The organism is Tenacibaculum sp. 1_MG-2023, from assembly GCF_030547425.1.
GTDB lineage: Bacteria > Bacteroidota > Bacteroidia > Flavobacteriales > Flavobacteriaceae > Polaribacter.
This window is the reverse complement of record NZ_JAUORH010000007.1, coordinates 26,036-51,944: the sequence shown is the minus strand read 5'-3', so window position 1 is coordinate 51,944 and position 25,909 is coordinate 26,036. Positions and strand designations below refer to the sequence as shown.

Genomic DNA, 25,909 nt, shown 5'->3' with positions numbered 1-25,909 from the left:
CTATCCCTTCAAATGTTTTAGACTTTTACGAATGTATTTTGGGATAACAAATTCTTTCCTAGCACGTTTTAAATTTTTGAGGATGTAAAGTGAGAAGTTTTGAGAAAAAGTACCTTTCGATGGAAAAGACTTCCATAGCAGAATTGCAACTTTACGCTGTTGTTCTTCGGTTAGTTCCTCGTCAATAACCGCATCAACATATTCGAGTATCGCTTCAGCTTTGTCGGACCTTATTTTGTTAATATATTTGAAGAGAAAGTTATTTTCAATGCCTTCTTTTGTCTTCGGTATATTGGCAAGTGCTAATTCATATTCCAATGTTTTTTCAGCAGGAAATATTTCGATGGTATCTTTTCCATTTTTAGCAGATGTGATATTTGGGATTCTCGACGAGACATCTGCTGCTTGAATGGCAGCGTCTAGCTCATTGAGTTTTTTGTAATCTTCATCGAGCAAATTGTTAAATGAAAATTCTTTCTTTTTTGAGTCCGGAAATTTATCATTATCCGTTAAAATAGAAATAGGCTTGTCAATCGATTTCTCTGGTTGATTGGAATTAAACAAATGGATGAACGGATAAAAACTTGTACCACCAATGTTGACGAGTTCAATTCTATAATCTTCTAAACGATATTTTTTAATTGCTGTAAAAGCTGTAATCAAAAGTTCTTCAGATATACCTTCAACGAAAAGAATAGCTTTAGCAAAAAGCAATTGGGACTTCGTGACATCGATATATCGTTCTAGCTGCTTTCTTTTCAATCTAAAATTGGCAGCAGTTAGTTTTTTGTCTTTAACAGTATTTTCCACAATTTCTTCTGAAACTCTATCTTGAAATTGTTTGTTTAGTTGGAACGCCTTGCCATCAAGTAAAATTAGGTTCTTTAGAGGGACTTTTGATGTCAATGTAGGCGAATGTGTCGTAATGAACAACTGACTGTTTTTGGATTTGCTGGAATCTCGCAAAAAGCCATATAAACTTAATTGAAGCTGCGGATGAAGGTGCGCTTCTGGTTCTTCTATAAGTAAAGCATAATGAGGCACTTTATTTTCTTCAATTTGGTCTTTTATATCGCCAAGTACTGTTGCAATGTAAATGAGATTATTTTGACCTAAACTATTTTGCCGTAATGAAAATCCTTCACCAGCTAAACTGTCTCGGTCGTGGGGTAAAAATGGCTTTATAGCATTTACGATATACTCGGTTTTGGATTGCTCAATTTGAAGCCCTATTTGGTTATCCTTAAATCGCTGGTATATACCCGATAGGTTATTATTTACCCCATCACGAGTTTCAGAAACTTCGTCTTGTGCTAAAAGCTCATCATTTGCAGTTCGCATTATGCCTTCAATGACAGCTTCAGATTCATTTTTTTCTACACGTCTTTTTATTACACGACCTAAAACATTTCCGCGATTAGTCAATAAATCGCGCGTACTATCTCGTAAGCCACTCAAATAGTAATGTTGGAAAATAGAAAATGTATTGTAGTCAGCTTTTTGACCTTCAACATTGCCAGTATAGTAGGATGAAATAGGATATTTACCACCTTTGTCTTCGTATGTTAATGTAGCCTGGGCATATTCATTGGCATCGTCATCTATAACCATATACTCATAGAGCGCACCTCTTTGAGCGGCTGATAAACCCTTAAATTGAAAGATAATCATAATCTTCTCTTCTCTTGAGATTGTGATGTTACCTTCGCCATCTTTTTCCACACTTTCGTGAAAATCAGAGAAACCAACAGAAATGTCCCGTATGGGTTCGCCCATGTTATACAGTAATCTAATTGCATCGATAACCGCCGATTTGTTACTTCCGTTCTCACCGATTAGTATATTAATACTTCGGTTGAAACTAAGTTCCATTTCTTTGATTCCTCTAAAATTTTTAATAAAAAGTTTGGCTAAATACATACGCAAGTTGGTGGTTGGTTTAGCCGATAAATTTAACAAAGTTAATCCTGCATAAAAAGAAGAATTATCATTAAAGCCCAAATCCTTTAAAATCTTCCTTTCTGTATTCTTTGCTGTGTGAGATAGTTGGGTTTTTGAAATAACCTAATTCGTCTTGTACTTCTTTAGCACCTAAAATAAATTCCTCGCTCATTTCTGGGATATAGTGTGAGCAGATGTCATAGACTTCTTGTCCACTACCATTATTCCCAAAACCGATACCGATAACTCTTTCTACGGTTGGGTTTTCCATTCTGGCGACAACACATCTAAGCTCTAGTTCTTTTTCTTTGCCTTCCCAGTTCTTGGAAGTCAAGGGCATAAAAACGTAACAATGTTTGGCATTTTTCAAAGGTCTTAACATTCTTGCACTTGATTTTCTTTGAATTGCATTGTCGAGAATACCACCTAATTCTATTCTATTTATACGAGGTTCTTGATTGATAACTCTGATGGCTTCCTCTAGCTCATTTCTGCGTTTATCTGTTGTATCTTCAGAAATGTGGTAGTCGTGCAATTGGGCAATCATATAGTCCCAAATATAGCTTTGAGGTAAAAGGTTTTGCCATTCTGTATATTCTTCAGATTCTACATAAGAATCCCATAAGCCACCATCAGATACTATCGAATCAACTTTTTTATCAATATCAAGACCAGTTTGAATGTAGAAAGCCAGAAAATCGGATTCTTTGGGCATTGAAAAATATTTCCCTTCTAAGAATTTAACCTTATCTGTAAGGTATCTTGTAAAATCGGTTATAGTGTCCAATTCGGTTAAAAGAATAGAAGTAGTTTCTTCATCAAAAACGTGAACATAGCCTTGACCAAAATCCCCATACGGTAATGGGAATGTTTTGTCACTTCCAAAAGCAATTGCAATTTTGTGTATTATTCTGTTATTTTTTGGTGGTAGGGAAATTTTGTTCGCTCTGTTTTTAGCATAAACTTCATCGACAGTTTTAAGATAGCGCTCAGCACCGTAGATTTGTTTTGCTGAGTCTTCAACAGCTTTTTTTACCCAACGCTCGTATTGAACTTTTTTATCAGTATGGTTAGATACTCTAATATCCTTTACGGATATAATTAATAGATAATTGCCACACACAACTAAAACATCACACAGTTCTTTATTCTTTTTACCTATTGGATTGGGGAAATTCCAAAAAGGAAGAAACGATTTTTGGCATAGGTCAGAAACGTACTGTTCAGAAGGTGTCATTAGAAAATGCGGATATCAAATTATTTTTTACAAAGAAAGAATAAAATATGATTTACATATTTAAAAATGACTGGTACTTTATCTCAAATGGCAAAATCAATTTCCACAACTTAATATCATTATCTTTACTGTCCGATTTTAATTGTAAAATGACCGAAACAAACCGCATAGAATACAAACGTGAACTGTCTGATGGGCTTGAAAAAGAGGTCATTGCTTTTTTGAATTATCGCGAAGGTGGCATTCTCTACATAGGTATTGATAAAGAAGGGAACACTTATGGTTTGGCAGATGCTGATGGCGACCAATTAAAAATCAAGGATAGACTCAAAAATAATATCCGTCCTTCAGCACTTGGTTTGTTCGATATTGTGAGTGAGGAAAAGGACAGCAAGAACATTCTAAAAGTCATTGTTGCAAGCGGTCCAGAAAAACCTTATCATCTTAAAAAATACGGGATGAGTGAAAAGGGTTGTTTCATTCGTTTGGGTTCAGCAGCTGAACCGATGCCGCAAAAAATGATTGACGAGCTATTTGCCAAACGCACTAGGAATTCTATAAGTAAAATTAAAGCTGGCAGACAAGATTTAAGCTTTAGCCAGTTAAAGATTTACTATGAAGAATCAGGATATACCCTTGGCAAAGCATTTGCAAAGAACCTGGAACTATTGACTGAAGATGGTGCATTTAATTATGCCGCCTATCTTTTGGCAGATAAAAACAATACCTCTATCAAGGTTGCTAAGTATTCTGGGACAACTAGAACAGACTTGATAGAAAGTAACGAATACGGTCACGAATGTTTGGTAAAAGCTACTAAACAGGTAATTGATAAAATTGCCGTAGAAAATAGAACTACAACAAAAATTACATCGAAAGAAAGGCAACAGACTAGTCTCTGGAATCCCATTGCATTGCGTGAGGCTATCATCAATGCCTTTGTGCATAATGATTATACAAATGAGATTACCCCAAAGTTTGAAATCTTTACCGATAGAATTGAAATCACATCGGCAGGTGGTTTACCTGAAGGGTTGAGTAAGCAAGAATTTTTCGAAGGCTTTTCAGTTCCACGCAATAAGGAACTGATGCGTATTTTTAAAGATTTAGAATTAGTAGAACAATTAGGTTCTGGCATCCCTCGTATTTTGGGACATTATGGAAAAGAAAGTTTTAGTTTTTCCGATAATTTTCTAAGAATGACTTTTGCTGTTCAAAAAGATACCAATGAAACTTCTGTTAAAGTTGATGATAAAGAAGCTGATAAAAAAGGTGGTGTAATAGGTGGTGTAATAGGTAGTGTAAAAGGTGGTGCAATTGATGCAACTGGAGCTCTAACTAAAAGACAAAAAGAAGTACTTAAACTAATTGCTGCTAACCCTTCAATAACATATAATGATATAGCTGAAGCTTTAGGTATTAATGAATCTGCTGTAGGAAAACATATTACAGCTATCAAGAATAAAGGATTTTTAGTACGCCACGGAGATACTAGAGGTTATTGGGAAATTAACCTTGAGAAAAACTAAATTAAAACTTCTTTTTAAAAAGGCCCTTTTTCCCTCGGATCTTTATTAGTCACTTTCCATTGGTCATTTTCCTTAACGAGCTTAAAGATGCCCGACTTTCCATCAAAAGACGTTTTGTATTTTACCCAGGCAATTTCGCCTTCAATAGCCTCATCCAAAATTTCTACTTCGATTTCTTTGTCTGACTCTGGAAGCATATTTTGAACCGTAATTAAACTGGCGTATCCATCTGCTGTTGTGTGCTTTTTAAGAGTTGATTCATTTTTTGAGAAAAAACTTTCAGCAACAATTTGTGCTGTTTCGGTGTGTGACATATTATTATTTCCTGCGCAGGAAATAAATAGAAGTACGATTGAGCAAATGAGTAATCTTTTCATAATAATATTAATTTGGGTTATTGATATATCTATGTGATATATTCAGTTTTATATTGCGTTCGCCATCATTCTCATTCAATTCCAAAATTGCCCTACGGTCATTCGATAACGAAAATTTGGGCATTACATAAACAAACCGTACCATTTTACCTTCTGCAATTTTTGAAGGCAGATAGTACTTGTAAATAGGTTCTTGATACAAACTCTGTAAAGATTTCTTTTTCCCTTTTTGTCGAGTCTCGATGGAGAGGTTCAAAAAATTCAAATCGTAATCCATCGTAGAATTATTCTCAATCTGGATAACGAAGTAGAGTTCTTCTTTATCAAAAACAACATTTTTAACATTCAAGACAATGCCTTGTGTTCGCTTCTTAATCCGACCAATACGTTGGTTTCTGTTAAGAAGATAGGAGCAGAATTTTTGATAATAGTAGGTTCTGTTATCTATATTTTTTTCAGAAGTTACAACCTGAATCGAATCGGTTACAATTGGTTTTTCATTCCCTATACTATTTGATAATGGAATGAAATAATTGAGCTTTGACAGCTGCTTTTTATATCTTACAATATACGAAAAAATTGTGCCATTTCTGTTGATTACCAGCAGATTACTTTCTTTACCAGGCTTTGCCTGAAGTAATCCGAAATACTGTTCTTTTTCACGATTGTAGGTAAAGATGAAATTATCTGAACCAGTTATACCCTGTCGTATGGGTTCTGGGAAAAATAGCGCAACATTTTTAGTGTCGTTCGCATAAATTGTGTCTAGTACTATGTCTGTTTGCGCTTTTGCAAAAGCGGAAATCAATGATATCAATATTAAAAATAGGGTTTTCATAATTTTGGTTTTAGAATTAGTCTGTAGTTGTTAAGCACAGTTACCTTCACGCTTCTATTACGACGTCTAAATACCTGTGTAATGCCACCCACTTGTGGAACAGTTGGAATGTTGATATCACCTATAACATCATCCAGTACTTCCGTGGTAGCCTCTGCACGAAAATTGTTTTGCACATAGATACCTTCGCTACCATCCAGTAAATCGAAAGCTTTAAGTTTCGTCGGATGGTGCTTTATGTTTTCAATCTCGATTAAAGCACGATTGGGCTGAAAACTGATAAACCCAAAAACAAGTGTATTCTTAGGCATCAGCTTACCGTTAATAGTCGCTGATTTAGTAAGGCGCATTCGTAATCGAGTATTTGCTTTGACAACCTGGTCACCATCTACAACCACATAAATAGTTGCATCTGTATTGCCTATAATCGAAATTTCATTGGGTTTAGGCGAAGCGGCAAAGAACAGTTGATGTTCCAGCCCCAATTCTTTAGCCTCAATTTTTTGTTCTCGTCTTATTTCGGCAGAATCTATTTGCTGGATATTGTTTTGGGCAACTTTCTTTTGTCCAAGGTTTTGATATTTCTTTTCAGAGTACTGAATCTTACCAGCATCATAAATACTATCTACAATGCGTTCTTTTTCCCGTTCCTGAAGGTCAGGGTCATAAAAGCCCAAGGAATCAATCAGTTTTTCGTCATAGATGCTGGGTGCATTATTTTCTCGTACTTCCTTTAAATCATTTATGGCATCCAATTTTGAATCATACTCTTTTTGGTTCTCATCTAAATCGGGTATCAAGGTCTGTTCAAGATTTTCATTATCACTTTCGTCATCGCCCATTACCATCATAGAATAGGATATCAGGAATATGAAAATCACAACCAATACAGCTGCAAATACAATTTTATTTTTTTCAACTTTCATCGTTTATTTTTTTTAAGGTGTTCTCGAAATAGTTTGTAATCAACAATCCGTGGGGATTGTTTGGAAAGTTTCGGTCTACCGGAATTAAGTTTCCACTAGAAACAAGTTCGTAGGTATCGATTATTGAACCTCTATTGATTTCAAAAATGGTAACAGTTCTAAAAACGTATGTTCCGTTTTGTTCTTCGATTTGTGAATCAATACTCAGTACTTTCTGAACTAGCGAATATTGTAGCAAACGGTTATAGACACCATCCGCTTTTTTCTGACGATATAGATTGTCCACGGAACTATTCCCCAACCAAAGTGCCTTTTCTAAATTACGCTCATAATTACTGGCGTCAATATTATAGAAGTAGTTATGGAACAGGTCTAAATGGGCTAACGCTTCTACCTTGAAGTTTTCTTTTTGGGTTACGAGCTTCAGGGGAATAATACTTCCATCAGTATTAATGGCAAAGGCACTATTAAGAGTTTCTTTATTCGTTTTATATACCATAAATAGTGAAAAGGTGCTGGATAGCATTGCAAAAATGACAACTGCCAACACGATAAATCTGTTCAATTTTAAGACTGCATAGATATTTTTATAAGGTGTTTTCATTGTTATTGGAATTAACTGGTAAATAATCTGAGGGTAAATGATGTGGCACGTTTGTATAATTTGAATTTTAGAAAAACAATGAAACCAACTGAACCAAGCTGAACCACAGGCGCAAAAAAGCCCTGGCCAACATCTGTCCCAAAAAGGTTTGTCCAGAAGTTCGTATTGATTTCAGTATAGAGTGCATTTACAAATACATTGACCAAAAAGAAAGCCGGCACCAACATATAGACAGCAGCGTACAATTTGAAAAATGTATAAGCAAGCGAACGGAATTTTTCAAAAACCGCCAGACTTATTACGAGCGGGAAGAAGGCTTGCATTATACCCAAAAGGAAATAGCGTTCAGCAAGAAATAGTGGATAGATGAACAAATCCAGAATCCAAAGAAAAAGGCTTATGATGAATGCGAATATTTTGAAACCGTAAAGTGGTGTGACCAAGGCTTCGTATAACAGCGTCATTGCCGCTTGTGCAACCTCGATGATACTTACATCCTCTTCAATAGGAATATCCTGCATTTGTAAAGGCAATAAAGCTGGTGCTGTACCACGATATTGCGCTTCAATAGAAACCAAGATACTATCGAAAAAGCCCAGGACCTGTGTTGAAAATATGACCAGAAGAACAACAGCAAAATTCTTGGTCAATTCCCCTGGGCTTAATCCCCAAGTATAACCATCTTTATCCGCAATGCCTTCATTGTATTTTTTAAGGATATTGACCAGAAAGAACAAAACGGCAAGCGTTTTCATTCCTGCAATAGTATATTGCGAGAAACTGCTGTTCTGTATGGTTTGAAACACTGCGTCAACGTATTCCAGTCCAATCCCTAAAAGTATGGTTGCGGTCATTATTAATATTCTGTTTCTCGGTTATTCACTTTATCCTGCATTTTTCTAAAGGAAATGATATCACGATAGCGCTTAGTTTTTGTCTTGATATTGGAAACCATTTCTTTTGATTCCTGTTCTTTTTGCTTTAGGACTTCAGCACGTTCGGCATCAGACATTTTAAGATTATCGCTAGATAATATTTCGCCCATAAAATCAACCGTGTCCAAAGAGTTTTGGACTATGGCATCAAATGATTCTGCAACCCGTGTAACTTCCTCGGGCTTGATGTAAGGCGAGTTTAAAATATCCTGCAAATCATTTTGCATTACATTGATAAGGCGTTGATTGTTCTGTGCTATTTCCTGAACCGCCCTGAGTTGCTGTACCACACTTGATACTTTCTCAATACTTTCTTTTGCATCTTTCAAGAACTTTACGGACTTGATAAGTTGTGAGGTTTGTTTTGCTGATTCCACTAGCGATTTTACCAAACTTACAAAGTTGGTATTGTCATAAACTGGCATTCCCTGGGCGGTCGCACCGCTAGGCAATAAAAGGGCAACCATTAAGAATAGCCCGAACAAGATTGTTTTGATTTTTGTTTTCATAATATTATGTTTTAGATGTGAATTCTTTAATAGCCAATTCCATATCATTGGTCTTTTCATAAATGGCCATTATGGCCTCGTTTTCCTGTCCATCGGTTAGGTAGGCTGCGTACACTTCTTGAGGAACTTCAAGCCTAAAAATGTTGCTTTCCTTTCCTATTTTGATGAACATTTCTGTATACTTCCGTGGTCCAGAAAGATTGTTTTTGATGGATTTTAATTGATTTAAATCGTGGCTAGATAGATTGAGCCTTTTGACCAATTCGTCATAACCTTTTTCATTGTTTAGGCTATAAATGACTTGTGTGTTTTCTAGTATGCTTGCCGATGTTGAATTGTTGGGAAGCTGATTTATGGATTGAAGAATAATGCCTATCGCACCATTCTGTTTACGAATCGCTTGATAGTAGAATTCAACACTTTCCAGTACGTTTTCGAACTTCAGTTGCTTTGCAAACTCATCGAAAAGTATGATGCCTTTTTCAGCTCTGTTTTTCCAAATCGTTCTTTGGATGGCTGACTTAATCAACTTCAACATAACGGACAAGATTTCCTTGTTATCCTTTACTTCATCCAGCTCAAAAACAATCAATCGTTTATCCTCAATTTTATAGGTCTGGTCTTCACTTACTTCAAAAAGGAAGCTGTATAGACCATCGCCGACATATTCGGACATTACGTGCAAGAAGCTTGTAATATTGAAGTAGTCGGGATGGATTTTTAAGGTGTCCAGAAGGTCTTTCTGATTCCTCTCTATAAAGTTGTAGAAACCATCTAAGGAATGATTTTCTGAAGTATTATTGTAATAATGGCGTAATATCTTTTTAACCGAAACCGATTGTGCTTTGGTAACTTTTAAATCTGAGGCGAAAAGTTCAAACAAGAAAACGGACAAGTCTTCCAAACGTTCTGGTGTTAGGTCATTTTTATCACTTATATAAAAAGGATTGATGCCTAAATTTTTGCCACTTTCATAGCGAAGCACAGTATATTTTTCGGGATAGAGTTTGGCAAATTTGGTGTAGGATCCACCAAGGTCAATTATGACCAGGCGGACACCACTTTCAAAATACTGGCGCAGAATGTTATTTGCCAAAAAGGACTTGCCTTCGCCAGTAGGTGCAAAAATGGCAAAGTTTCTTGCCTTAATGCGCTTCTTGCGTTCGTCCCAAACATCTTTAAGAACAGGCACATTATGTTCCCTATCATTAAAGATGATTCCGGTAGTATCAGAATTATAATTGGTGTTATTGATGAACAGGCATAAAGCGTGTTTTAAATCGGTAACATATAAATCGTTATTTGAAAAGTTTGAAGAAAAACAGCAGTAACTATTTAGGATATAATTCTTTCGTTCCTCACCTCTAGGATAGTAAGGAATAATGTCTAGTTCCTTAAACTCGGTCTTTATTTTTGAACCGATTCGACTTAAATTTTCTGGGTTCTTGTCCCAATAGATGATGTTTAAATGACCTCGAATAATACGTGCATTATCATCAGCGTTGATTTGGTCAAGGATATGCTGAATTTTACCGAGGACTACTTTATTCTGCGAACCGAAGTTGGAACTTTTATTAAGTTCTTCAACTTTCTTATCCAGTAGCTTGCGCCACTTCTGTTTGTCATCCAGATAAAGGATTTGATTGACAATATGATTTTCATTAAGCGTAAGCCCTAAGCCATCAATAAACCCTTGATGAAACACAAAATCGTCAGAAGTAAATTTCTCATTGGTCTTGCTACTCTGTACACTTTCGCCAAAGCACAGTTCGCTATTGATAGCCAGGGCATCAAAATGGTTTTCGCCAATATTGACGCTTTTTTTATCTAATATGATATCGGTGTCAAACCCTTCATTAAAACCATTGAAATATCCATTCGTTAACTGCTGAATATCTTTCGCTTTAAGCGAAGCAAATTTCATTTTTCGACTATTGTTTATGAAGGAAACAGAATCACTAACAGAACCGACAAAGCTCTTAACGTTGTCATCCAATTGTTGTGTAATCCCTTTGGAAACTTTACAGAAAGGGTTGACATATTTTGAATTGTTCAGCGCTTTATTCTTAGTGAGCGTAAAGAACAAAAAGCAACGATGTTCCATATAATCACGTCCTTTGAAATGGTCGTGTGTCGCTTTTTCTAAAAACGTTGTATTGGGAAGTGCTTCTGAATTGTATGTTTTTTTAAGATATATGTCCTGCTTTTGCACTACAGTACCAATAGGTAATGATTTCAAAGCCTGAAACCAAGCACCGTGTATATCTTCAAAGTCTTTTTCGGATAGTGAATAAATTTCTGGTAACGTACCTTCATAGCACAGGACAACATTACCATTGTTGGCAAATATGATATTGTCTTGAATATCTACAATAGGTTGATATGCTGAAAGATTAATCTTGTTCATAGTTGAAGCCAGAGTTTCTTTTGTTACTTATTATTCTTGGAAAAGCATTAGCCATCTGAAAAATTTGTGGGTTATGTGTTATTCTCGTTAAGGCTACGTACAAGGCAGCATTGAAAACGAGTATGCCAATTATTATCCCGAAGCTGAAAGAGAAGATTATGATGAGCAGCGAAGCCAAAATGGAAACCATCATTAACGCAAACAGGGAAATAGGCAGTCCAAAAATGACCGCCCGTTTCCTAATGTTTTTATAGACCTCGAAGCGTTTCATCTTAAACAACGATGCCTATTAAGTATGTGAAGATGCCGACAACTGCGCCAGCAATCAAAACAAACACAAGTACTCTAGTAATCCCTTTTTTAAGGTCTGCGTTTTCCCCAAAGAAATGTCCTGCATTAAACAGGAAACCAACTAAAAAAATGACACCAAGTAAAATTGGAAATATGGTGCGTATGGTATCGCCCACATCATTAACGGAATCTTCAATGCCACCAATTTGTGCAAAAAGTGATGTTGAGAGCAACGATAAAAAAGTTGCTAAATAGATTGATTTTTTCATAATAAAACTGTTTAAATTTTTTATTCATTTTCTCTTTCTGAAATTTACATATATTTGTACATAAATACTTGAAAATCAAATATTTGTGAAAAAAATATTATTTGGAATCGATTGAATTTAATTGCTATTATTTGGCATCAAATTCTATGATTTTTTGAAGGGAAATTGTTGATAACCTAAAAACTTAAAATGAAAAAAGTGCTCAAAAACGTCAGTTTTGTCTTTTTGCTTCTAAAAATGTGTATCGTTTTGGGACAAGAAGCAAGTACTCAAAAACGAATTATAATTGACGTTGGTCACGGTGGAAAAGATACTGGTGCCATAGGCATCAATAAAATCCAAGAAAAGGATATTGTATTGGATATTGCAAATGCCATTTTGAAGCTAAATAATGACTTAGATAAACCTTTGGATATTTATTTAACCAGGTATAGTGATACACTCATTTCACTATCAGATAGAACCAAGCTGGCCAAAGCTCTAAAAGTTGATTTATTTGTCTCTCTACATTGTAATCATTCAGATAATCCAGATGCAAGAGGAATAGAAGTTTATGCTTCACAAAAGGGAACAAATAATTCCAAAGAATCTATTTATACAGGTTATCAAATTGAAAAAGCACTTTGCAAAGCCATAGGATATAAAAGTAGAGGAGTGAAGTTTGCAAATTTTCAGGTACTACGTGAAACTATTGACTATTGTACTTCGGTTCTTTTGGAACTGAGTTTTTTGAGTAATAGGGATGAAAGCAGTTATATTTCTGTTTCTAAGAATATCAAATTAATTGCCTTAGCCATTTTATTATCTATTAAAAACTAATACTATTATGAAAGATATATTTTTAGAGTTGACAAAAAGTTTAAAAGCTATTGTACTACAATTTATTGCAGAAGTAGTTTTATTATATAAGTCTTTTAGAAACTAGACTACTGCCATTTGTTTCTAGCAGTTCTATTAATCAAATAATTGCTATATTAAATGTTATATATTTAAGTGTTTGCTTAAATAAGAAAATAATGTAACTTTGCTTTATGGACAATAATTCTTGCATAAGACAACAAGCCGATTTAGAACAAATTAATCGTTGCAAAGACACGGTTTCGGAATTAAACGAATCGTTCGACTATTTGGCGAATGGACTTTCATTAGTTGGGAATAGCGTAAGACTTAAAATACTATACCTACTCTTTGAAGAAGATAGGCTTTGCGTTTGTGATTTAAGTGATATTCTTGGAATGAATATTTCGGCCATTTCCCAGCATTTGAGAAAAATGAAAGACCGAAATCTATTAGAAACCGATAGAGAAGCCCAAACGATTTATTACTCATTGACCGCTGAATATGAAAAACTACTCAATCCGTTTTTCGCAATACTTGATAAGAACAAAGTTTTAGAAGCAATATGAAAAGTGAAAATAAATTAATTGGAGCAGGCTTGCTAACTGCAATTACAGCTTCCTTATGCTGTATTACGCCTGTTTTGGCTCTTATCGCAGGAACAAGTGGGATTGCTTCAACATTCTCTTGGATAGAACCTTTTAGACCTTACCTAATCGGGCTTACAATTTTAGTTCTTTGTTTTACCTGGTATCAAATGCTAAAGCCTAAAAAGGAAATCGATTGTGAATGTGAGACAGACGAAAAACCAAAATTCACACAGTCCAAAACTTTTTTAGGAATTATAACTGTATTTGCAATAGTAATGTTGGCATTTCCATACTATTCAGGAATTTTTTACCCAGACACGGCAAAACACATTATCGTAGTAGATAAATCGGATATTAAAACAACTGAATTTAAAATTAGTGGAATGACCTGTGCGGGTTGTGAGGAACACGTAAACCACGAAGTAAATAAACTCAGCGGAATCGTGAGCTCAAAAGCATCATACGAAAGTGGAAATGCAATCATTGAATTTGATAAAACCAAGACCAATGAAGCGGAAATTGAGAAAGCAATTAATTCTACAGGTTATAAAGTGACCGACAAAAAAGAAAAATAATGGAAACTATATTGACATCTGAAATAACTTGCCCAAACTGCGGACATAAAAAAGTAGAAGAAATGCCAACAGAATCCTGTCAATTCTTTTATGAATGTGAGAGTTGCAAAACGGTTCTAAAACCAAATGAAGGAGATTGTTGTGTTTATTGTTCTTACGGAACTGTGCCTTGTCCACCGATTCAAGAAAACAAAAGTTGTTGCTGAAAAGACAATACTCTAAAAAATGATATATTAGGAAAATGCAAACGGAAGAAGAAATCCTAAAAATAAAAAAAGTAAAAAACACCGCAGTACGAACGGTTGTTCTGCGCCATCTTTTAAGCCTAGAAAAAGCTCAATCATTAAAGGATATTGAAAATGCGCTGCCCTATACGGATAGAAGTTCTATTTTCAGAACACTAAAAACATTTGAGGAAAACAAAGTTATCCACAGCATTGAAGATGGCTCTGGAATGACCAAATATGCAGTTTGTGCGGAAGGCTGTAACTGCGACCCAAAAGATTTGCACTATCATTTTTATTGTACTAACTGCGACAAAACGTTTTGTCTTTTCGACGTTCCTATTCCCAATATTCAACTTCCAAAAAATTTCAAGTTACAACAAGCAAATATGGTCGTGAAAGGCCTGTGCGACAACTGCAACAGATAATCTTTGCAATCGAGTTGCGGTAAATGCTAAATACATTTGCAATATTCTTAAAAACCAGAATAAGCAAATGAAAAAAGTATTTTTAAACACATTATTTTTAATGTTATCAATTATATCATTCGCACAAACGAGTGATATTTCCATTTCTGTGAGCGATGCCGAAACAGATGGGCCATTATTGGGAGCGACTGTATATTTTGAAGAATTAGAGAAAGGAGCAGTAACAGATTTTGACGGAATTGCCACATTTACAGAAATCCCAAATGGAAACCAAACCGTAAAAATTTTATATGTAGGTTTCAAAACCATTGAAACCACTATTGAGGTTGGCACAAAAAAAGAGTTCTCTTTCAAGCTCGAATCGGGAGGAAATGAATTGGATGAAGTCGTTATACAATCTTCAAGAAGTACACGAACTGTTAAAAAAATACCCACGAGAATAGAATTTATAGGTGTGGAAGAGTTGGGCGAAAAAGCAGTAATGAATCCAACCAATATTTCAATGGTACTTCGTGAAAGTACCGGAATACAAATGCAACAAACCTCGTTAAGTAGTGGAAACACCAACATTAGAATTCAAGGCCTTGACGGTAGATATACTCAACTTCTAAGAGACGGGTTTCCTTTGTATGGTGGATTTTCAAGTGGTTTGAGTATTTTACAAATTCCGCCTCTAGACCTACAACAATTTGAGATAATAAAAGGAAGTTCTTCTACACTTTATGGAGGAGGGGCTATTGCGGGTTTAATAAATATGGTATCAAAAACACCTGATGAAGAACCATCTTTGGATATTATGCTAACTCAAACACAAGCGTTGGGTAGTACAGCAAATGTCTTTTATAGTAAGCGAAATGAAAAATTTGGAGTTTCATTATACAGTTCTGGTCATTACCAAAAAGCGTATGACCCAGAAGATGATGGTTTCAGCAATCTACCAAAAACAACTTCGTTATCTTTTAACCCCAAATTCTTTTATTATCCTTCAGAAAAAACAACTTTTTGGATAGGTTTAAATGGAACTTATGACGACAGAATTGGTGGAGACATTATAAAAATTGAAAGTGGCGAAAATGGGATTCATCAATATACCGAAGAAAATCTTTCTAAAAGATTGAGCAGTCAGGCTGTTTACGAAACACAGATAGATTCGGTCAGTTCATTGAACATCAAGAATAGCATCTCATTTTTCGATAGAAAACTATCTATTACCGATTTCAGTTTTGACGGCAAACAAACCAATACATTCACAGAAATCAACTATCAAAAGGCATCCAAAAAAACCGATTGGATTTTTGGTGCAAATTTATACACATCTAATTTTGATGAAAATGATAATGCGACATTACAACGAGACCAAACAGACGTTACTTATGGAGCATTTGTAAACAACATTTACGACGTTTCAGATAGTTGGATTTTAGAAACAGGATTAAGAGCAGACTACAATACAGATTTCGGTTTTTTTCCACTTCCAAGAATTTCCTTGCTTTACAAGAACGACAGCGGATTTTCGAGCAGAATTGGTGGTGGATTAGGTTATAAAATACCAGATATTTTCACCGAAGAGGCGGAATATATCAGTTTTGAAAATGTACTTGCTATAGATAAATCTGCTTTAAAGGCAGAACGTTCCTATGGTGTCAATTTTGATGTGAATTACCAAACAAGGTTATTCGATGCGGTAGGTTTTAGTGTTAACCAACTCTTCTACGTTTCAGCTATTAACAACGGGCTATTATTAAATTCAACAGACGATGGATTTTTTATGTTTGAAAATGCAACCGATAAAATAATAAGCAAGGGAGCGGAAACCAATATTAAATTTACGTACAAGGATTTTAGATGGTTTTTAAACTATGCACTCATCGACACAAAGCTGAACTATTTGGCAGGAAATCCGCAAAAACCGCTCACAGCAAAACATAATGCAGGTAGCGTTTTAATGTACGAATCTGATAAATGGCGCATAGGTTATGAAACTTTTTACACAGGAAAGCAGTTTTTGTCTAATGGCACAGAAACCACGGATTTTATAACTATGGGATTACTTTTAATGCGAAATTTCAAATTTGGAAGTGCCTTTGTGAATTTTGAAAACTTTACAGACAGAAGACAAAGTAGGTTTTCACCTTTGGTTTTACCACCACACGACAATCCAGAATTTCCAGAAATTTATGCGCCTACGGACGGTTTTATTTTTAGTGTAGGAGTAATTATTAAACCTTTTGGAAACGAAGATGAAGACTAAAATGAACAAAACGGTATTTGAAATTAGCAAGATGGATTGTCCTTCCGAGGAAAACCTAATCCGAATGAAACTGGACGGAATTTCAGAAATTAAAAATCTTGATTTCGACATCGCCAACCGAATACTGACCGTTTTTCACGACGGACAGGCAGACCAAATTGAAAGGTCGATTGACGAATTGAAATTAAACGGAAAGAAAATTTCAACAGAACAAACCGACCAATCTGAATTTAACGAAAATACAAACCAAAAAAGGCTACTTTGGATTGTACTTGTAATCAATTTCGCCTTCTTCATAATCGAAATGACGACAGGACTAATTTCAAAATCAATGGGATTGGTAGCCGATAGTTTGGATATGCTTGCGGACAGTTTTGTTTATGGAATTAGCTTGTTTGCGGTTGGTGGAACGTTGATACGGAAAAAACGGATAGCCAAAATTGCTGGCTATTTTCAAATAATACTTGCGATTATCGGATTTGTGGAAGTATTGAGAAGATTCTCTGGAGCCGATAGGCTTCCCGATTTTTCGACAATGATTATCGTTTCAATTTTTGCGCTTATTGCGAATGGCCTATGCCTATACATTTTACAAAGGTCAAAAAGTAAAGAAGAGGCACATATGAAAGCGAGTATGATTTTCACTTCTAATGATGTAATTATCAACTTAGGAGTTATAACCGCAGGAGTTTTGGTCAATTGGCTAAATTCTAATAAGCCTGATTTGATTATCGGAACAATCGTATTTATTTTGGTCATTCAAGGTGCGTTCCGGATTTTGAAATTAGGCAAGTAAACCTAAAATGTAAACAATTGAATGTCTATTTTATTTCCTCTTACCGCAAGCACTTTTATAAAAGAGTTAAAGCTGATAGGTAAGTCCAGAAAATTATGAGCGCAGATTGTAATTCACTATGTATCTGCATTTATTATTAATGAGATTGGACTGATGGTTTGTTCTTCTATCCATTTATTTTTCTCGATGAGCTGGTCTATTAATTGCGTTTCTTCTTCAGTAAAGGCATCTGCATCCAACTTAGACAACAATCCCTCTTTCCACTTACTGTCGTGCTTACCAGACTTAATTGGTTTTAATAATGGACTAGGTGGAATAATTAGAGTTATGTTTTTGTCTTTTTCAGTTATAATTTTTTTTATACGGGAATAGGTGTCCAACCCGTGAAAATCCCAATCGCAAACATAATACATAGGAAACCTAATCTTATCTACAGGAACTTCGTATAACTTCTTTGTATTATTACCACCAAGATACCAGAGCTCAATATGGTTTTTTCTAAATTCAAACGGGTCTTTTAAAAAGTCTATATTCTCACAAAGCAAAATATATTTTGGGTCTAGACAATCTACTACCAACCTATATTGTTGGTCTTTTGGGGATTCTCTAGGAAACTTCTCTACACCTAATATCGTGAGAATATCATCTTTTAATCGTGGTTTGCTATCAAGGAATTTAGAGTCTTTATCTTTAAAAAAGTTACTTGAAAATATATGAGGTGTCGACAGGTTTTTTCTAAGCGTTTTTCTGTTTTTATGAATTAGAATAAGAGTCTCTAAAATGTCTTGTGAATAGGTTCTTTTTGCTGAAATTTCGATGCCCGCATTCTCAAAAAATTCAGCGTAGTATTCGTATTGGTCAAGTAGGTTCTCTTTAAAATACTCGTTAAAACCTTCATTTTTCACAATGATGTCTTGACTACCATCCTTATGCTTTAGTAGATGACGATTTTTATGTAGAACCTTTTTTACGAATACGTTGCTCATAAGTTTAATGCGAGTGCTTTTGCCTTCGTAAAGCTGGTGTAGTCCTTTAAGTTGTCGCCAAGTTATTTCTTTTCTCATAGAATTAAAGTTCACAAAATATTACTGAAGGATGGTGGTTAATCCTTTCTAGGTCTTTTCTTTTTGAAAGCCTATAGATGTACTGATTTTTTCGGTTTAACTTATTTGGGTTGATGCCAAGTGATATGACCTGATAATCGAATTCTTCTGCTAATTCTCTTAACATATCAAAGTTTGAACCAATGCCTTCTGCTTCATCTATACTTAAGAAACGTAGTCCAGGATTTTTGTTCACTTTTCCGTCTTTAATCAACGAGAGTTTTGCGATACACAATAGTGCTATTGAGGAATAGGTCTGTCCTGTACTTCCAGAATTTTTTTTACCACTTTTAGTTACAAGTTCATAATTTAGCGTGTAATATGAAAAAGGGTTGAGCAGTTGTCTAATAGTTACGTTGGGTAATGGTGTTGTACTATGTTCTTTGTAAGCCAACAGAATTTTTTCTTCAATTGTTGGGGAATCCTGCAGCTTTGACGTTAGGCTATTATCTCTGTCAAATAAGCCAAAATCTAGCTTACCAAGATTGATGAGAAAAGCACTTATCCATTGTAAAGAAATATCCTTGCGTAACTCTGCTTTTAAAGATGCTGTGTTGTCACCAGTAATTGCCATATAGTCTTTCTTAAAAAAGCTATTCATTTTTTTGCTATGTGATACTTGCTTGTTAATTGCCCCTTGAAGGTCTTGTAATAGGTCTCTGATGCTTATAAGCTTATTTTGATTTAGTCTGGCGTTTGATTCGTTGATTTCATCAAGGCGTTCTATGATTTTTGGAATTACTGCCGCTTCGTCAAATGAGATTTCCTTGAATAGCTGATGTGGTAGTAATAGTCGAACCAATTCCATAAAATTCTTGTCATCTTTAAATTGTTCCGATTTATCTGTGAGTTGGTATCCAATTAAAATGCCGTCAAATTGTTTTGAATAGGCGTCTGAATCATTTTGGTATTTACGACTAGAATTCTCAAAATCTGTTTCTTCGATATTGATACTGTTGAACTCAGGCCGCCAATCTGAAAATGTATTCTCAATTTCTAGAATTTTGTTTTCCGCACTTACTTTAGATTCCAAAAGAATATCTAGCTCTGCTATACCATTTAAAATCTCTTTTTGTTTGAGATATTCTTGCTGATATTCCACAGCATATAAATCTTGTTTAAAAGAGAACTTCAAACTTTTTTGCTTTTGCGAGATTTCTAAATCTTCTATTAATTTTTCAATTTTTTTACTTAAAGGTTCAATTATCACAGTTTCTATAGTAGGCAATTGCCGCTCTATACTGTCTAAAATCGATAGCGAATTTTCTAGCTCACTTTTAGTCTCGTTGACCGATGTATGTTGTTGTCTCAGTTGCTTTTCATTTTCCAAATCCTTGAGTATTTGCTCAAGGTTTTCTTGTGCAATTTTTGAGATGGCGCCTTCTACATCCTTAGAAAGACGCTTTTCACTTTTAGCTATCCAAGATGGTATAGCTTTAGGAATATTTGGCACTTCATATAGTAAGAAAGATTGAAGCTCTTTAAGCTCTAAAATATCTTCTTTAATCCGTTTAACCTCTGCTTCAACTGCTTTTTTTGATTCAGATAATAGTTCTTTGATTCTTGAATTATCATTAGTGTCAAAAATTTGCTGTTCTACATATTCTATATAAATGCTTAGTCCGGAAAGGTTCAGCCAAAAGCCGTTATCATCCTTTGTGTGTTGCTTTTCTTTTAGTTTTAATATTAGGTTTTGCGGTTCGGGTATATATTTGGTTCCCGCTTCTGGAAAATCAGGTACTACAGTTTTTAAATTATGAAAATGTCGTAATACGCTTTCCTCGTCTGGGGAACAGGATTTGTTCCTCTTTAAAATCCAATGGGATAAAGTGTCTGGATTATCAAAGTCATTAAACTTCACCAATTCTTTTGAAAGGGAAAGTTTATGCTCTAAGTTGCTAATTTCAGCATTTTGCTTATCTACAACAGTCTGAATTCCTTTATTGAAATCTAGTTTCTCAAAGGCTGTGTACAACCCTGCATTTTCTAATGCAGATTTTAGTTGTTGTAAGGCATTATCTAATTCCTGACGGTTGAGATATTCCAAAACTACATTTGATAATTGCTTGTTGGATTTTAAGCTCAATTTATCTTTTACAATCTGGCAATTAATCACCCGATTTAAACGCTCACCAAGTCCATCACTTTCTTTTCTAGCAATATCCAGTTTTGGCTGTAACTCAATACTTTTTTTATTCGTTTCAGTAAGTTTTTCATCTTTAAGTTCATCGAGTGTTTCAATAGCCGTTCTTGCTAAGAGGTGGTCATTAATTAATTTTTTGATAGCCTTAGTCTTGGCTTTTAGTACTATTTTTTGATAGTTCCAGTTCACCTCTATAAATTCTCTTTGAGAAGCGTCTTTCTTCTTTTTTAGCTCATATAGCAATTTTATACTATCGCTCTTGGAAGTAAGAATATCAATGTCTTTTTTGTTGGTACGGTGCATCGCTACAGAATCTTCAAATTGCTTTACCGTATCTAAATATTTATTATAGAATATTTGGTTTCTCTCTTTTCCGAATAAAAACTCTTGTAGCTTCACGTCACCCTTTACAGAAATTCCTTTCCTAGAAAATGCTTGCAAGATTTTAGCATAATCTTTTAGGGCACTTTTACTGTTGGCAATATCTATCGGAAGAAGGTTGTTGTTTAGTAGTGCCTCGTGGTAATCTCTAAAATATTGGTATATATGACAGCCAAAATGGTCGGAATGATTCAGCTTTGCATCAAAATCTACCAACGTCAACAGTGTATCATCCTGAACAAAATCATCAACTGTAAATGGTTTTTGAAGAGTTTCAAAAGTATTCTGGTTAAAGTCTAATCCGGATTGTACAATAAATGCTTGACTCTGTTTTGAATTTCTCTCGATGTAGCAACCTATAAGTAGGTATTCCTCTTTTTCAACTTCAACATTAATATAAGCATACCCATAATCACCCTTTTCACTTGTCTCTATAACTAAAGTATTGAACGGTCTGTCGTCTTGACTATTAGTAGAAGATTCGTATTCTGTAGAGCCTATGATTATTAATTGTAGAAGGTCGGTAAGTATGCTTTTACCTACGCCACTATCGCCAGTAAAATCTGTTCTAAATGGATGTAACTCATAATCAAAATTTTGATGATGAATAATGTTTACAGTGCCTATACTATGTATTCTTGGGAAATCTTTCATTGATAGCTGGCAATAATGTTATCTATATCTTTAATCTGTTTTTCATAAACTGAGTTGATACGGTTAAATGATGTCCTGGGTTCAAAATAGTCTTGGTCTAAATCCATCCAACCCAAACGTTTGAAGTTTTTCAAAGCGTTTAGGACAACAGCATCTATCCGTTCGTCATCATCATCAATTTTAACATCACCACTCGACTGCGCCAGCAGGCGAATAAGACCTTCTTTGTATTCTTCATAATCATTACGAATCATTTCTTGCAGTTTTGATATACTATTTAACTCTAAATTCCCTTCGTAAAAAATTATCTTATAAGTAATAATCCCGATAATTGCATATTCATTCTTTAGGGTGTCTCTGTATGTCCAAGGAATCTTTCCACGACTAGTTGTATTAAAGTCTAAAAAGAAATAGGAATCTGCTTCAAGATTTTCTTCCTTTAAATGTATACCGTAGAAATACGGATAATACTGTTCTAGATGGGATTTATGTTTTTTTAAAAACCTGTAGTAAGGTATTTGGTCACCATATTCTTGTATGTGGATACCATCCTTTAAGAAATAATCCACCTCGCCAAAATAGGTTTGAGCGTCTGGAGCTATTTGAAACCTTAAAAAATCTAATTTTCCGTTGCTATCGTGTTCCATAATATGAGTCCTTCTTTTTTTATAAGATTGGTTTTATCAATCTTGATATTATATTGTTCTTTTGAGTAGCATAAGTCTATTACGCTAAAAAATGTTTTCGTTGCTATCGAAAAATCTGCAGATTCTTCGAGTATTCTAAAATAGATTTCTGATAAATTAACCTGCTTGCTCTTCCTTAATTCTGCCAGTATGAGATTCACCCAGTCTTCTATAGTTTCATAATCGTCAAAGGCTTTATCTAAGATGGCCTGATTTTCTTTTTCCGCACCAAGGTCTGGCTCATACGTCTTTCTTGGTTTTGAACGGGTAGGAAACAAATCTTTATCTCTATCAAAGAGTATGTATTTTGGTCTTTTGAATTTCAAAAGAACTTCCGGTATTTCTTTCGGGAAGATTACTTGCTTATCGTTTGATACTCTTTCAAGTGTTGCATATTTAAGTAAAAATCGAATAAATCTATCGGTCTGTGCGCTATATTCTGGATTGCGGAATGCTGCGAATAACTGTTTTATTTTTGGTTGAATTTTATCAAGTCTTCTGTCAGTGCTTCGTAACCTGCTTTGAACACCATCAAAAAAATGAACCTTAGATTCAATAAGGTTTAGGATTTCCCTGTTTTCAGAATCAATTTCCGTCAACATTAAGCTTATAGCATTGGTTTCGGTAAATGCATTTCTTAGGTCTTCATTTTTCTTTTGGACTTCTTTTAAGTCATCACTTACATTGCGAAGAAGCTGTAATGGTTTAAGATGTTGTGCGAGTGTGTCTTTTCTTAATTTGGTCACTGCCTCGTCTATTTGCCGGTCCAGAAAGTCAATATGTTTTTTTAGCGTGGGATGATAATGTTCAAAATGTATTTCAAACCAATTTTTCAAGGCCTTTTCCGAACCTAGGGCTGCATCTAATTGTGTCTTTAACGATGAACATATAATCTTGATTCTAGTGGGTTTAAAACTACCTTCCAATGTTTCTTTGGCAATCTTGCAGAAATTAAGGCCATATTCTTGGAAGGAATAGGTACGAGTTTCTTCATCATAACTCAGGAAAAACTTTTGAAGAGTTTTTATTCGGTCTTTATTATATGATTTTACATAGGTGGTTTTTTTTTGGTTAGCAGTCATAGTAGCTTCAAAAAGCCTATGAATATCCTCACCTGTAAACCTATTGTTTTCGTATCTGCCACTAACGATACCTTCATAAAGATGAATAATTACAATACCTTCGCGCTCATTAGGAAATAGAGCTCGATAGGTCTGAGGCTTTGACGCTTCTTCCTCAAAATTGAATATTTTTTCTTCTTCTTCGTTCAATTTTTTTTACAGGTTCTTTCTTTAAAAATTATATTTCTTTTTACGCTTATCAAAAGCTTCTGGACTACCTTTCAGAATATCTCAAATATGTTCTTCTACACCTCTTTATATTGAACTTCGGGGATATTGTTGTCCTCTGATTTGGTATATTCAATAGTTTACTAAAAACTATTTATAAAAAACAAAAAAGCCAATGAATACTCATTAGCTCAGTCAAACTTTATTCTATGTGTAATCGCTTCTAAATATATTAAAAATTTAACATAATTTCTTACGCATTTCCGTAAATGATTCTTGATTTTATAAGATTAAACTCTCTTATCCTCAACACCAGTATCAAAAGCTATCAAATTGAACAGTTCGCGCATTCGGCTACGAACCCGATTACCATAGCGTTCTTCTAATTCTTCTGCATTCAAATTGGTAGTAGCGTGGGTTTTTACTTTTGTTTTTGTTTTAAGATAAAGTTCGTATCGAGAAAGAAGTATTTCACCCATAACATTGCAGTCCTTTCCATAATGACGGCCTATCGGTTCTACGCCTAAATCATCAAAACAGATGGAGCTACTATCGCCATAATCTTCTATGGTTTTATAGCCCAAATGATTAAATCCAAAAACAATATTGCGACACGGCGCAAGCAAATAAGGTCGTTGCAGCGGAACTAAATATTTTAAAAGTTTCATCAAACTGGTTTTTCCACAACCTACTGGACCAGAAAGTAGAATACCCTTGTCAATATCAATTCCATATTTTTCACAATTATCTTTATCCTTAATGAAGTAAGAGCAGAGCTTCAAAAGTATATCTCTATCTTCGGTATAAATCCTGAACTTTTCACCAAAAAGTAGTTTTCCTTTGGCATTCAAATAGATTAATATTTTTGGGAAATCGTATAATATGCTTTTGCCATCAAATTTTCCTAGCGAATATTCTACGCCACCTTCGGTAATTTTAGAGGGGTTGTCCATAATCTTTGTTTTTAGTGGTTCGCAAGTTGTCCTTGATTTGGGACGCTTGTTTTTTGTTTGATTCGTTTTTTTCGTCGAATAATTCTGTTCTGTCCATCCAATTTGTGGCTAGAGCTCGCCAATCACGAATTGTTTGCCCATCGCTTGTTTGCCAGTTCCGAGTTTCATAGTGCTCAAAGAACTTTTTCCCCTCATCTGCATCAAAACTATTTTCTTCAAAAAAATCAATAACCGCCTGCCTGCCTTTTGGCTGTTTTATATAGTTTTCTTGTTTAGTATTGTTTGTATTAGATACCAGTACTTGTCCATTTATGGGATGGTGCTGTCCCACAACTGGTTCACGTATGGGATAGTACTGTTCCGCAAGCTGTTCTAATGTGGGATTGTACCGTCCCATATCTGGTTCGTTACTTGTACCAATAATGGACATCTTGATTTTACTGCCTTTATAGGGATTGTTAGATGGGAAATAGGATAAGTAAAGCCACGAGTCCAAATCCGTAACGCAGCGGTGGTATGTGGATTTTGAGCCTATTTTAGCACAACGCATTAAATCTCTACGGTTCACATAAAACTCATCTGCAAAGCGACTACTGTTCCATTCTTGGAACAGCGCCATATACAGACTGATATGGGTAGGATTTAGGCGGTCATCAAAATAGAACTTTTCAAAAGCCGCATTAAGTAGCTTTATATAGTTCATTATTTAGGATTTTGAACCGTGCTCTACACGGTTTGAAGTCATTATATTTTGTATTTCCTCGGCATCGTAGTAGATAATACCACCAACTTTAGTGTAGGGCAAAGTGCCATTGATTCGAAGATTTTGTAAAGTACCTGGACTTACCTGAAGCAAATCCATAACCTCAGAAGATTTGAGGTATCTTTTGAGTTTTCCAGTAGTTTGTTTAGATAATAATTTTTTGATGTCATCGAGCAATTCCATTTTGAATTCCCGAAGGTCGTCTGTTGTAATAATACTTGTCGGCATAATAGAACGGTTTTTAAAGTAAGAGACTATCGCATCGTTGTCAATTAATTTGATAGCCTCTGACCTGATTTGACTTTCGTTCTACAAATTTGAATAGCTTTAATGGATTTTATTCCCCAGTACAACCGTACTACGGTTAAAATTT

At 34.9% G+C, this 25,909-nt stretch carries 25 protein-coding genes; 8 read left to right on the top strand and 17 right to left on the bottom strand.

Annotation, left to right across the window (positions count from 1 at the left end; translation table 11 throughout):
- Positions 1 to 2,001: an ATP-dependent endonuclease gene (locus Q4517_RS06630; protein ID WP_303507648.1), complete on the bottom strand. Its 2,001-nt coding sequence runs from the start codon at positions 1,999 to 2,001 to the stop codon at positions 1 to 3.
- The gene (locus tag Q4517_RS06625) at positions 1,991 to 3,178 is read right to left on the bottom strand and encodes a hypothetical protein (RefSeq protein ID WP_303507646.1); all 1,188 of its coding nucleotides are present in this window, start codon (positions 3,176 to 3,178) and stop codon (positions 1,991 to 1,993) included. The genes Q4517_RS06630 and Q4517_RS06625 overlap by 11 nt, the downstream gene beginning before the upstream one ends.
- A gap of 149 nt (positions 3,179 to 3,327) precedes the next feature.
- On the opposite strand from Q4517_RS06625, the gene Q4517_RS06620 reads away from it, so the two are divergent.
- Positions 3,328 to 4,707, top strand: coding sequence for an RNA-binding domain-containing protein (locus Q4517_RS06620; protein WP_303507644.1), 1,380 nt, complete (start codon positions 3,328 to 3,330; stop codon positions 4,705 to 4,707).
- Between the two features lie 14 nt (positions 4,708 to 4,721).
- Here Q4517_RS06620 and Q4517_RS06615 read toward each other — a convergent pair whose 3' ends face one another.
- The 8 genes from Q4517_RS06615 to Q4517_RS06575 form a co-directional block, all read right to left on the bottom strand.
- Positions 4,722 to 5,084 carry a hypothetical protein gene (locus Q4517_RS06615; protein WP_303507642.1) on the bottom strand — a complete coding sequence of 121 codons (363 nt, stop codon included), beginning with the start codon at positions 5,082 to 5,084 and terminating at the stop codon, positions 4,722 to 4,724.
- A gap of 7 nt (positions 5,085 to 5,091) precedes the next feature.
- A complete protein-coding gene (locus tag Q4517_RS06610) occupies positions 5,092 to 5,922 on the bottom strand; it encodes a DUF4138 domain-containing protein (protein WP_303507640.1) in 831 nt (276 codons plus the stop codon).
- Positions 5,919 to 6,848 carry a conjugative transposon protein TraM gene (gene traM / locus Q4517_RS06605; RefSeq protein ID WP_303507638.1) on the bottom strand — a complete coding sequence of 310 codons (930 nt, stop codon included), beginning with the start codon at positions 6,846 to 6,848 and terminating at the stop codon, positions 5,919 to 5,921. The genes Q4517_RS06610 and traM overlap by 4 nt, the downstream gene beginning before the upstream one ends.
- Positions 6,838 to 7,452 (bottom strand): conjugal transfer protein TraK, encoded by a 615-nt coding sequence (locus Q4517_RS06600; RefSeq protein ID WP_303507636.1) that lies wholly within the window; start codon positions 7,450 to 7,452, stop codon positions 6,838 to 6,840. Before Q4517_RS06600 ends, traM begins: the two co-directional genes overlap by 11 nt.
- An 11-nt stretch (positions 7,453 to 7,463) precedes the next feature.
- A complete protein-coding gene (locus Q4517_RS06595; protein ID WP_303507634.1) occupies positions 7,464 to 8,306 on the bottom strand; it encodes a hypothetical protein in 843 nt (280 codons plus the stop codon).
- 2 nt (positions 8,307 to 8,308) lie between these two features.
- Positions 8,309 to 8,896, bottom strand: a complete 588-nt coding sequence (locus Q4517_RS06590; RefSeq protein WP_303507633.1) for a conjugal transfer protein — start codon at positions 8,894 to 8,896, stop codon at positions 8,309 to 8,311.
- A 4-nt stretch (positions 8,897 to 8,900) separates the two neighbouring features.
- Complete coding sequence (locus tag Q4517_RS06585; protein ID WP_303507631.1) at positions 8,901 to 11,303, bottom strand: TraG family conjugative transposon ATPase; 2,403 nt, start codon at positions 11,301 to 11,303, stop codon at positions 8,901 to 8,903.
- A 272-nt stretch (positions 11,304 to 11,575) separates the two neighbouring features.
- On the bottom strand, positions 11,576 to 11,863 hold the full coding sequence (locus Q4517_RS06575) for a hypothetical protein (RefSeq protein ID WP_073243663.1): 288 nt from the start codon (positions 11,861 to 11,863) through the stop codon (positions 11,576 to 11,578).
- Positions 11,864 to 12,052: 189 nt separating this feature from the next.
- Here Q4517_RS06575 and Q4517_RS06570 point away from each other — a divergent pair, with 189 nt between their 5' ends.
- The 7 genes from Q4517_RS06570 (at position 12,053) to Q4517_RS06540 (ending at position 17,564) form a co-directional block, all read left to right on the top strand.
- Positions 12,053 to 12,682, top strand: a complete 630-nt coding sequence (locus tag Q4517_RS06570; protein WP_303507627.1) for an N-acetylmuramoyl-L-alanine amidase — start codon at positions 12,053 to 12,055, stop codon at positions 12,680 to 12,682.
- 212 nt (positions 12,683 to 12,894) lie between these two features.
- Positions 12,895 to 13,269: a metalloregulator ArsR/SmtB family transcription factor gene (locus Q4517_RS06565; RefSeq protein ID WP_246906207.1), complete on the top strand. Its 375-nt coding sequence runs from the start codon at positions 12,895 to 12,897 to the stop codon at positions 13,267 to 13,269.
- Positions 13,266 to 13,865 carry a mercuric transport protein MerTP gene (merTP, locus tag Q4517_RS06560; RefSeq protein WP_303507624.1) on the top strand — a complete coding sequence of 200 codons (600 nt, stop codon included), beginning with the start codon at positions 13,266 to 13,268 and terminating at the stop codon, positions 13,863 to 13,865. Before Q4517_RS06565 ends, merTP begins: the two co-directional genes overlap by 4 nt.
- Positions 13,865 to 14,071 carry a GDCCVxC domain-containing (seleno)protein gene (locus Q4517_RS06555; RefSeq protein ID WP_073240407.1) on the top strand — a complete coding sequence of 69 codons (207 nt, stop codon included), beginning with the start codon at positions 13,865 to 13,867 and terminating at the stop codon, positions 14,069 to 14,071. The genes merTP and Q4517_RS06555 overlap by 1 nt, the downstream gene beginning before the upstream one ends.
- 35 nt (positions 14,072 to 14,106) lie before the next feature.
- A complete protein-coding gene (locus Q4517_RS06550; RefSeq protein ID WP_246906203.1) occupies positions 14,107 to 14,517 on the top strand; it encodes a Fur family transcriptional regulator in 411 nt (136 codons plus the stop codon).
- Between the two features lie 67 nt (positions 14,518 to 14,584).
- The gene (locus Q4517_RS06545) at positions 14,585 to 16,768 is read left to right on the top strand and encodes a TonB-dependent receptor (protein ID WP_303507613.1); all 2,184 of its coding nucleotides are present in this window, start codon (positions 14,585 to 14,587) and stop codon (positions 16,766 to 16,768) included.
- A gap of 1 nt (position 16,769) precedes the next feature.
- The gene (locus Q4517_RS06540; protein ID WP_303507611.1) at positions 16,770 to 17,564 is read left to right on the top strand and encodes a cation transporter; all 795 of its coding nucleotides are present in this window, start codon (positions 16,770 to 16,772) and stop codon (positions 17,562 to 17,564) included.
- A gap of 116 nt (positions 17,565 to 17,680) precedes the next feature.
- Here the strand turns inward: Q4517_RS06540 and Q4517_RS06535 are convergent, their stop codons facing one another.
- From Q4517_RS06535 to Q4517_RS06505, 7 genes are all read right to left on the bottom strand, one after another.
- A complete protein-coding gene (locus tag Q4517_RS06535; protein WP_303507608.1) occupies positions 17,681 to 18,550 on the bottom strand; it encodes a hypothetical protein in 870 nt (289 codons plus the stop codon).
- Between the two features lie 82 nt (positions 18,551 to 18,632).
- Complete coding sequence (locus Q4517_RS06530; protein ID WP_303507606.1) at positions 18,633 to 21,845, bottom strand: hypothetical protein; 3,213 nt, start codon at positions 21,843 to 21,845, stop codon at positions 18,633 to 18,635.
- Positions 21,842 to 22,492: a condensin complex protein MksE gene (locus Q4517_RS06525; RefSeq protein ID WP_303507604.1), complete on the bottom strand. Its 651-nt coding sequence runs from the start codon at positions 22,490 to 22,492 to the stop codon at positions 21,842 to 21,844. The genes Q4517_RS06530 and Q4517_RS06525 overlap by 4 nt, the downstream gene beginning before the upstream one ends.
- Positions 22,465 to 23,802 carry a hypothetical protein gene (locus Q4517_RS06520; RefSeq protein ID WP_303507602.1) on the bottom strand — a complete coding sequence of 446 codons (1,338 nt, stop codon included), beginning with the start codon at positions 23,800 to 23,802 and terminating at the stop codon, positions 22,465 to 22,467. The genes Q4517_RS06525 and Q4517_RS06520 overlap by 28 nt, the downstream gene beginning before the upstream one ends.
- Positions 23,803 to 24,110: 308 nt before the next feature.
- Positions 24,111 to 24,773 carry an ATPase gene (locus Q4517_RS06515; RefSeq protein WP_303507600.1) on the bottom strand — a complete coding sequence of 221 codons (663 nt, stop codon included), beginning with the start codon at positions 24,771 to 24,773 and terminating at the stop codon, positions 24,111 to 24,113.
- The gene (locus Q4517_RS06510; RefSeq protein WP_246906190.1) at positions 24,757 to 25,476 is read right to left on the bottom strand and encodes a hypothetical protein; all 720 of its coding nucleotides are present in this window, start codon (positions 25,474 to 25,476) and stop codon (positions 24,757 to 24,759) included. Before Q4517_RS06510 ends, Q4517_RS06515 begins: the two co-directional genes overlap by 17 nt.
- Positions 25,477 to 25,479: 3 nt before the next feature.
- Positions 25,480 to 25,764, bottom strand: coding sequence for a helix-turn-helix domain-containing protein (locus tag Q4517_RS06505; RefSeq protein WP_246906187.1), 285 nt, complete (start codon positions 25,762 to 25,764; stop codon positions 25,480 to 25,482).
- Positions 25,765 to 25,909 lie beyond the last annotated feature (145 nt).

Bases quoted from the DNA above. Each gene is read 5' to 3' on its own strand.
- Q4517_RS06525 (WP_303507604.1), bottom strand. From the start codon at position 22,492: ATGGAACACGATAGCAACGGAAAATTAGATTTTTTAAGGTTTCAAATA.
- Q4517_RS06535 (WP_303507608.1), bottom strand. From the start codon at position 18,550: ATGAGCAACGTATTCGTAAAAAAGGTTCTACATAAAAATCGTCATCTA.
- Q4517_RS06530 (WP_303507606.1), bottom strand. From the start codon at position 21,845: ATGAAAGATTTCCCAAGAATACATAGTATAGGCACTGTAAACATTATT.
- traM (WP_303507638.1), bottom strand. From the start codon at position 6,848: ATGAAAGTTGAAAAAAATAAAATTGTATTTGCAGCTGTATTGGTTGTG.
- Q4517_RS06585 (WP_303507631.1), bottom strand. From the start codon at position 11,303: ATGAACAAGATTAATCTTTCAGCATATCAACCTATTGTAGATATTCAA.
- Q4517_RS06575 (WP_073243663.1), bottom strand. From the start codon at position 11,863: ATGAAAAAATCAATCTATTTAGCAACTTTTTTATCGTTGCTCTCAACA.
- Q4517_RS06600 (WP_303507636.1), bottom strand. From the start codon at position 7,452: ATGAAAACACCTTATAAAAATATCTATGCAGTCTTAAAATTGAACAGA.
- Q4517_RS06620 (WP_303507644.1), top strand. From the start codon at position 3,328: ATGACCGAAACAAACCGCATAGAATACAAACGTGAACTGTCTGATGGG.
- Q4517_RS06625 (WP_303507646.1), bottom strand. From the start codon at position 3,178: ATGACACCTTCTGAACAGTACGTTTCTGACCTATGCCAAAAATCGTTT.
- Q4517_RS06610 (WP_303507640.1), bottom strand. From the start codon at position 5,922: ATGAAAACCCTATTTTTAATATTGATATCATTGATTTCCGCTTTTGCA.
- Q4517_RS06570 (WP_303507627.1), top strand. From the start codon at position 12,053: ATGAAAAAAGTGCTCAAAAACGTCAGTTTTGTCTTTTTGCTTCTAAAA.
- Q4517_RS06505 (WP_246906187.1), bottom strand. From the start codon at position 25,764: ATGCCGACAAGTATTATTACAACAGACGACCTTCGGGAATTCAAAATG.
- Q4517_RS06550 (WP_246906203.1), top strand. From the start codon at position 14,107: ATGCAAACGGAAGAAGAAATCCTAAAAATAAAAAAAGTAAAAAACACC.
- Q4517_RS06565 (WP_246906207.1), top strand. From the start codon at position 12,895: ATGGACAATAATTCTTGCATAAGACAACAAGCCGATTTAGAACAAATT.
- Q4517_RS06540 (WP_303507611.1), top strand. From the start codon at position 16,770: ATGAACAAAACGGTATTTGAAATTAGCAAGATGGATTGTCCTTCCGAG.
- Q4517_RS06555 (WP_073240407.1), top strand. From the start codon at position 13,865: ATGGAAACTATATTGACATCTGAAATAACTTGCCCAAACTGCGGACAT.
- Q4517_RS06615 (WP_303507642.1), bottom strand. From the start codon at position 5,084: ATGAAAAGATTACTCATTTGCTCAATCGTACTTCTATTTATTTCCTGC.
- Q4517_RS06515 (WP_303507600.1), bottom strand. From the start codon at position 24,773: ATGGACAACCCCTCTAAAATTACCGAAGGTGGCGTAGAATATTCGCTA.
- merTP (WP_303507624.1), top strand. From the start codon at position 13,266: ATGAAAAGTGAAAATAAATTAATTGGAGCAGGCTTGCTAACTGCAATT.
- Q4517_RS06590 (WP_303507633.1), bottom strand. From the start codon at position 8,896: ATGAAAACAAAAATCAAAACAATCTTGTTCGGGCTATTCTTAATGGTT.
- Q4517_RS06595 (WP_303507634.1), bottom strand. From the start codon at position 8,306: ATGACCGCAACCATACTTTTAGGGATTGGACTGGAATACGTTGACGCA.
- Q4517_RS06545 (WP_303507613.1), top strand. From the start codon at position 14,585: ATGAAAAAAGTATTTTTAAACACATTATTTTTAATGTTATCAATTATA.
- Q4517_RS06510 (WP_246906190.1), bottom strand. From the start codon at position 25,476: ATGAACTATATAAAGCTACTTAATGCGGCTTTTGAAAAGTTCTATTTT.